The following is a 6,040-nucleotide window of genomic DNA, read 5'->3' as shown; positions in this document are numbered from 1 at the left end:
GACTTGCCCAATATTCCTTTAAAGGATGGGGATGCTGTGATTGTACCCACATTAGAAGCAGGGTCAGACTTTGGTTATGACCGGGAGCTAGTTGGTAAATCGACTTTGAGTCAAGAACAAATTACTATTCGTATTTTCAGTAATCCTAATGATACCTTAGCTACTACTAATCTCCCGAATGGTAGCAGATTGATAGATATTCTCAATGGTATAGCGGTAGAGTCAGCAGATTTGAAAGCAATTAATTTAATTCGATTTGACAAAGAAAAAAGGAAAATAGTTAGGCGGGAACTGAATGGACAAAAAGCAATATTTGGCGATAGTTCTCAAAATATTTTACTTCAGAATGAGGATGTAGTTGTTATCGATCGCACTTGGATTAATCAACTTAACTATCTATTTGAGAGATATACACTTCCTATCAGAACTTCTCTGGAATTCGTGCTGTTTTTCCGGTCTTTGCAACAAGATACCTCTAACGTGTTCTTTGGTGGTGGTAATGGCAATAATCGTAGAAATAATAATAATTAGGGTTTCTTATGGAAAGTCTTTTTGTTGAGGTAGGGAGTAGGGAGTAAGCAGTAGGGAGTAGGGGCGATTCGCGAATCGCCCCTACAGGAGAAATGGGAGTTATAGAGAAGGTGGTGCTTCGGGGCTGAGAATAACGATATATTCTCCTTCTCCATTTTGCTGAATGACTACAACTGGAGGGCGAGCATTTAATGACGCATTTTTTGGTAGAGAAGGGAATATGTAATATTGACCGCCTCTATCTATCAACAGTCGCCACACAACTTGGGGAAAATTGTCGTCGGTTTTATTGTTATAGTCTCTTTCTAGTAATTTTTCATATAATTCAATATCCCCGATCGCTCGAAAACTGCTTCTATTAGGATCGTCTGTGAGATCGGAAATTTTTCTACCTAGTGGTAGTTGATCTTCTGGTGTTATTAAAGTAACTACTGGTAGGAATGATGTTTCGTTGCGAGCGTCTCGAATAGCATCAACTTTTCCTTGACTTTGACCGAGGAAAAATAAGGCTGTTAATAACCAAGTAACTATGATAATTTCATTAATTAACACTTTGTCATATCTGATGAAGTTAAATTGTTGAAAATAGAGAAATGATTGGAAACGGCGAGTAATTTTATGGTGTTTGGTTGTCAGACTCCACCTTAATAATTTTAATCGCCATTTGTTAATGATGTCAGTTAATTTTTTTCTACAAAATTTAAGTATGATTAAATTAACTTGGATAATCAGAATAATAATTATAAAAGTGAATATTCCTATCTTAATAGTGCGCCCAATAGTGGAAAAATCTCCGATGGATATGTTGCCTAAAAATACTTGTATTGGTGCAATTAAAAATGATTCAAAGGGTAAATCTAGGGTGGTTACTTCTAGTTGAAAATAACCAAAATAAGCCCAACGATAAACCCAACCAGTGAAATATAAACCTATTCCTAAAAAACTTAATAAACCAGCTATTTTTCCGAACATATTTTTCATTCATTGATAATGGATAATGAATAATTTCTCTAATTATCAATTATCCATTGGTAAATATAAATTATTCTTTCACTAGGGTAATACTATAGTTCTAGTAGTAGACTGACACAACTAAAATGGTGCGTTACGACGGATTGCTGAATCCTTTTCATAGTCTTAATTTAAGCCGTCTAACACACCCTACAATTTTGCACAAAATTAGGTGTGTCGGTCTAGTAGTGGATTGTTTCATCTTAAATGTTGCAATAGAAAAGTGTCTGGAGATTGCTTCACTATCGTTCGCAATGACTATTCTAATGCACTGTTTTAGCTGAAACGGTCCAGTAGAGTGCGTTAGCAAGAAGCGTAACCCACCGAAAATCATAGAATAAGTGGATTAGGGTGAGTTTATATAAATCAATGAGTCAGCATTAAAATTCTAGCTAAAATCTCCCCTACTATTGCTAATTAATTACACATCCTAATTTTCCTGTTCCCTGTTCCCTATTCCCTCTCTCAACTAGGAAATTCCTAAAAGCACAACTAGTTATCATTCATTATTTTCGGAAAAATTAATCTAATGATTGAATAAAATAGATAATATCTTTAATCAAAGACCAAAAATGAAGATAACTAAAATTACAATTATTTTCCTCGTGGCCTGCCTAACTTTAGGGGTTCAAGATAGAAGACAAGTAATTGCTAACCCCACACCTATTTTAGAAGTTGAAGCTAAATCAACCGCAAAACCTATTCCTTTTTCTTTCCCTACTAATGCGAGAGTGGTACTCAAAGATGGTGATAGTCGTTCTGGTAAAGTAATAGATATTAATTCTCAAAATATTACTATTAAAAAAGGTGAAAGTCGTCGCCAAGAAGCGATCGCCAATGTTGCCCAGATTAAGTTTAAGGGAGAGATTTGGTGGCCTACTTCTAGTAAGCCAATTGTTTTTCGTGGGAATGAAGTAGAAACGAAAGGTGGACCCCGACGTTTTCAATTACGAATGGATGGCTTGGAATGGGAGGATGTAGAGAAAGGTATTGCAATTATTAAACCTGAAGCTGTCGTTGGAGTAGATGATAGAAAAGGTTTACCTCGAAGCATGAGGAATATTATTAATAGTCGTTATATTGTTAGTGAGATGGAGTTTGAACCGGAGCAGCAAATTTTAATTATTACTGCTACTTCTCAATCAAGAAAAGAATAATTTAGTAGGTTGGGTTGACGGCAGGAAACCCAACAAATATAAATCTATTTCCATATTTTCAATAACTAAATTATGTGGAATTGATATAATTATTAATTGTTGTAGCACTATAAAAAAGTCATAGTAGTAGCGCGTCTAGACTAAAATTGTGGGTAAAACCTAACCCCCCAGCCCCCTTCCCTGCTAGCGTTGGGGGAGCATTTCTCCCCTCTCCTTGTAGGAGAGGGGTCGGGGAGAGGTCTTCCGGGATGCTAAAACTTGCCCACATTTTAAAGCTAGACGAGCTAGTAGTAGCGCGTCTAGACTAAAATTATGGGTAAAACCTAACCCCCCAGCCCCCTTCCCTGCTAGCGTTGGGGGAGCATTTCTCCCCTCTCCTTGTAGGAGAGGGGTCGGGGAGAGGTCTTCCGGGATGCTAAAACTTGCCCACATTTTAATGCTAGACGAGCTAGTAGGGTGAGCAAAAAGTAATTTATCTAATAGTTAACTTTTCAAAAAAATTTGCCCACTATTGCTTCTACAATTTTAATGTTTGTAATCTTTGGGATAATAATTATACTATCTGTTGAAGAACTAATTAAATAAGCTTTATCTTTGCCGAATATACAGAGGGCATTTTTAGTAGAAAAGTTGGTTGAAAGTTTGGAGTTTGATATAGATGAAACGATTCAAAATACTTGGATAAATGAAGCTAAAAAACGCCGAGATGAAATTAAAAATGATGATATTTTACCCATCTCTGGAGAGGACGCTTTAGCTGAGGTAAGGCGAATTTTAGAATAATAAAATATGTTTTTCATCCTGCTGTTTTAACAGAATATTCTGAAGCTGTTGAATTTTATGCAGAGCGTCGAGTAGAAATTGCACAGACATTTATTAATGCTGTCGAAAATACAATATTCAAAATAGTTGAATCTCCCACTCGTTTGCCTGTGATTGATGAAGATATTCGCTGATGTCTAATGGGTAAGTTTCCTTATGGTATTTTATATACGATTGAAGATAATTTAATTCTGATTTGAGCAGTTATGCACTGTAGTCGAGAATAGGGATATTGGAAAGATAGGGTCAAGTAAAAGCCATAAGACAATTAATACCATGTCTGATTAAATAACTGTAATAAACAATCTTTACCCAACCTGGTAGGGACGTTGCATACAATGTCCCTAAATTGCGGTTAATTAATTTGACTTTATATAATATTATGTCCGGTTAAATAGTTACAATTAGGACAAAGGAAAGCAGAAAGCAGAAGGGAAAGAAAGGTTTAGGGGAATATAGTTAATCAATGTTGTAGTAGTAGTTAGTTAAGATTCAATTTTTAGCCAGTGGGAGCATCTTGATCCCGTTACGCTCAAACTGTGTTTTCTACGGAATCTCTATTTTCTTTTCTTTTTTTCAAAGGAGTTTTAATGATTTTGATTTTCCCTTGCCATTCTTTCTCAAACTCCTCTCGTTTTTCTAACCAATCAGCTAATATTAATTCCGGATCGTAGTTAAAAGCTTTGGCGTGTTCTTCTCGAATTTGGTAAATTTCTTCTAAAATTTCATCAGGTAACATCATAGTTTTTTCGTGCCAATTGATAGGGTGTACAAAGTATTGGTAATTGATAGCCAAAGTTAGTGCTAATTTCAGATAGTTTTTTCTGGATTTCTGGGTTAGCAATATGGCGACAATTCCATGTTAAAAGATAGTCTAAACTATAAACAGTTGCTAGGGCAATATGCAACGCATCATCACTAGCTTTAGGGGGAAGATTGGTTTGTTGGAGAAACTGTTCAGTCAAGTTTGTAACAGTTTCATTGGCAAAGAGAAAGGGAAGGTTTGTAATAACCTCTATTCTTTTTTGAGCCATTTCTGGATCGCCTTTTGCTATCTCATTTAATACTGTCTCAGAGACATAGATTTCAAAATTGTCTCGGCAAGTTTCCCACCATTCTCTGGTTACTGCCATATTAGCAGCAACAATTAGATTTTGGCTAGGTCTGGCAGTTAAATAGCCAATATAGCGCTACGCATTAAGGGCGCGGACATTTCTAAATCCTGAAACCCTTTAACAGTTTACTATTCCCTATTCCCTATTCCCTATTCCCTAGCGCGTAGCGCTATAACACTTGTTTCCAAATATAAAGTTTTACTCATGGCTATTTAATTCTTGTTCAATTTTACTTTGTTTAAATTTGCTCATTGCTCAATTTTAACCTAATTCTGTACCTGGGCCTGTCATTGCGAGGGGGAGGGTTAAAAGTTAAGTCTTGTTTTTAATAGTTATGCCCCCGTGGCAATCTCATGCTGCAACGAGATTGCTTTCCTAACGGAATGCTCCGCAAACGCTACCGCTTGCAATGACAGAACTACGTTATTTTGTATAAGTCGAATATATTTAATTATTTATTTCAGGAAAATAAGACTATGAAACGAATTATTATTACTTCTTTAATCGGAATCACAACCCTGATTACAACTGCCCTAACACTGCCACTATTATCACAAGAGAGTTACATCCAAACTTCCAACTCTCAGACAGAAAAGTTAGATAGCTCTGAGACAGAAAAGTTAGAGCAACTAATAAAAACAGGATTGCAACAAACAGAGCAATACCAATCTCAGGAGGCTATAGAAACGCTTCAAGAAGCTTTAGCTATTGCCAAAAAAATCAAAAACCGAGAAAACGAGGTATTAGCAAACTTTTTTCTTGGTCTTAACTACGATCGTATAGGCAAACCACAAGAAGCATTAAACTTTTACAATGAGGCTTTGATGATTTTTCGGGAAGTGAGCGAGCGCTCAGTAGTAGCTACTACTCTCAATAGTATTGGTGGAGTTTACAACAGTATTGGTCAACCTCAAAAGGCATTAGAATACTACCAACAAGCTTTACCCATCTGGCAAGAAGTAGGCGATCGCTCTGGAGAAGCTCGTACTCTCAATAATATTGGTGTAGTTTACGATAAGATAGGTAAACCCCAAAAAGCATTAGAATACTACCAGCAAGCTTTACCTATCGTGCGAGAAGTGAACAATCGCTCTGGAGAAGCTCGTACTCTCAATAATATTGGTGAAGTTTACCGCAAAATAGGTAAACCCCAAAAAGCATTAGAATACTACCAGCAAGCTTTACCTATCTTGCGAGAAGTGGAGGATCGTTCTGGAGTTGCTACTATTCTCAATAATATTGGTGCAGTTTACACCGATATTGGTCAACCCCAAAAGGCATTAGAATACTACCAGCAAGCTTTACCTATCTTGCGAGAAGTGGAGGATCGTTCTGGAGTTGCTACTATTCTCAATAATATTGGTGCAGTTTACACCGATATTGGTCAACCCCAAAAGGCATTAG

The 6,040-nt window shown here is 36.6% G+C and carries 6 protein-coding genes and 1 pseudogene; 4 read left to right on the top strand and 3 right to left on the bottom strand.

Annotated features, from left to right (window positions below):
• Positions 1-531: pseudogene (locus F6K22_RS28415) on the top strand (polysaccharide export protein); the annotation flags it as partial.
• A gap of 99 nt (positions 532-630) precedes the next feature.
• Here F6K22_RS28415 and F6K22_RS28410 read toward each other — a convergent pair.
• Positions 631-1,503 (bottom strand): hypothetical protein, encoded by an 873-nt coding sequence (locus F6K22_RS28410; RefSeq protein WP_293105833.1) that lies wholly within the window; start codon positions 1,501-1,503, stop codon positions 631-633.
• A gap of 611 nt (positions 1,504-2,114) precedes the next feature.
• Between F6K22_RS28410 and F6K22_RS28405 the strand changes: the two genes are divergently transcribed.
• Together F6K22_RS28405 and F6K22_RS28400 are read left to right on the top strand one after the other, a co-directional pair.
• On the top strand, positions 2,115-2,699 hold the full coding sequence (locus F6K22_RS28405; protein ID WP_293105832.1) for a hypothetical protein: 585 nt from the start codon (positions 2,115-2,117) through the stop codon (positions 2,697-2,699).
• Positions 2,700-3,293: 594 nt separating this feature from the next.
• Positions 3,294-3,482: an addiction module protein gene (locus F6K22_RS28400; RefSeq protein WP_293105829.1), complete on the top strand. Its 189-nt coding sequence runs from the start codon at positions 3,294-3,296 to the stop codon at positions 3,480-3,482.
• A gap of 571 nt (positions 3,483-4,053) precedes the next feature.
• Here F6K22_RS28400 and F6K22_RS28395 read toward each other — a convergent pair.
• Entirely contained in the window at positions 4,054-4,263 is a 210-nt protein-coding gene (locus F6K22_RS28395) for a hypothetical protein (RefSeq protein ID WP_293105827.1), read from the bottom strand.
• Positions 4,250-4,654: a type II toxin-antitoxin system VapC family toxin gene (locus F6K22_RS28390; protein WP_293105824.1), complete on the bottom strand. Its 405-nt coding sequence runs from the start codon at positions 4,652-4,654 to the stop codon at positions 4,250-4,252. Before F6K22_RS28390 ends, F6K22_RS28395 begins: the two co-directional genes overlap by 14 nt.
• Before the next feature lie 458 nt (positions 4,655-5,112).
• On the opposite strand from F6K22_RS28390, the gene F6K22_RS28385 reads away from it, so the two are divergent.
• Positions 5,113-6,040, top strand: a 928-nt coding sequence (locus F6K22_RS28385) for a tetratricopeptide repeat protein (RefSeq protein WP_293105821.1), incomplete at its 3' end; no start/stop codon positions are given.

The organism is Okeania sp. SIO2F4 (genome assembly GCF_010672385.1).
GTDB lineage: Bacteria > Cyanobacteriota > Cyanobacteriia > Cyanobacteriales > Microcoleaceae > Trichodesmium.
Note: the sequence above shows the minus strand (reverse complement) of the source record. Positions and strands in the feature narration are given on the sequence as shown.

What these genes read in the sequence shown, in the direction of transcription:
- F6K22_RS28410 (WP_293105833.1), bottom strand. Translation starts at nt 1,503, where the DNA reads ATGTTCGGAAAAATAGCTGGTTTATTAAGTTTTTTAGGAATAGGTTTA.
- F6K22_RS28395 (WP_293105827.1), bottom strand. Translation starts at nt 4,263, where the DNA reads ATGATGTTACCTGATGAAATTTTAGAAGAAATTTACCAAATTCGAGAA.
- F6K22_RS28405 (WP_293105832.1), top strand. Translation starts at nt 2,115, where the DNA reads ATGAAGATAACTAAAATTACAATTATTTTCCTCGTGGCCTGCCTAACT.
- F6K22_RS28390 (WP_293105824.1), bottom strand. Translation starts at nt 4,654, where the DNA reads ATGGCAGTAACCAGAGAATGGTGGGAAACTTGCCGAGACAATTTTGAA.